Below are 1006 nucleotides of genomic sequence, written 5' to 3' on the forward strand. Positions count from 1 at the left end.
GGTAGCGCACCATCGCTTGTTGCGTGGTAACTTTTCCGCCATTGGCAGAAACAAGCTGTAATTTCCAGGTCTGCATGGCCAGCGTTTGGCCACCATGCGTCCAGAACCAGATAAAGTAGATACCACCGATAAACAATAAATAAAATTGAAATAAAGGCCTAAAGTATTCGGCTGATGTATCCCGGAAAATAAGGTGAAACAGAAAAGCGGCGATGAACCATACACCCAGTAGCAGCAAAAATTCGTAAGCCAATGCCAGCATACGACGCCAAAACCCTGGTATCGATCCTTCCATCAACGTGCTCCTTTGTGTTGAGCATCCATTTTTCCCGGGGATTTCATATGCCATAAAAAACGTACCACCATTAGAAAAACACAGATTTAATTAATTATCAGGATAGCTTACGACAAACCCACAATGCGGCGGTAAATAGCAATACAGCTCCCGCCTGGTGTGCAGCAGCAAACGTTAGTGGAACTGATAATAGCAATGTCGTAATCCCGAGCCCACTAGAATAAACAACATCAACAGCAAGAGATGGCAAGCCAGGCGACCAGACAACGACAACGATACTCGTTTCGCTCTGACCCAGAACCATGGGATAGAAAAAATCAATAGCCAGGCAATCAAACGGTGATCAAACTGTACCGTCGTGATGTTATCAAAGAAATTTCGATACCAGGGTTCCAGCACGAACATGGCGGGAGGAATCAGAAAACCATCCATCAGAGGGAACGTATTATATGCCCTCCCAGCATGGATACCTGCCACCAAGCCACCAGATAGCACCATAATAAATATCAGCCCGGTCAACACCTGAGCAAATCTTTTAAGCTTATGTATGGATAGTGGATCTGATAAATGCGTATTAGCAGGTGAAATCAATCCAGTGGCCACCCAGAACATAGCGGCATAAATAATGAAAGCAAGACCAAGGTGCGCAGTCAGTCGGTACTGACTGACATAAATATTATCTGCCAAGCCACTCATAACCATATACCAGCC

Annotated in this window: 2 protein-coding genes; both read right to left on the bottom strand. The window is 45.0% G+C overall.

From position 1 onward, the window contains the following. On the bottom strand, positions 1 to 295 hold a 295-nt coding region (locus ABF86_RS12370; protein ID WP_160803663.1), incomplete at its 3' end, for an RDD family protein. A 174-nt stretch (positions 296 to 469) separates the two neighbouring features. Next, on the bottom strand, positions 470 to 1006 hold a 537-nt coding region (locus tag ABF86_RS12375; protein WP_240142345.1), incomplete at its 5' end, for a COX15/CtaA family protein.

This window comes from Nitrosomonas sp. GH22 (assembly GCF_009833115.1).
Classification (GTDB): Bacteria; Pseudomonadota; Gammaproteobacteria; order Burkholderiales; family Nitrosomonadaceae; genus Nitrosomonas; species Nitrosomonas eutropha.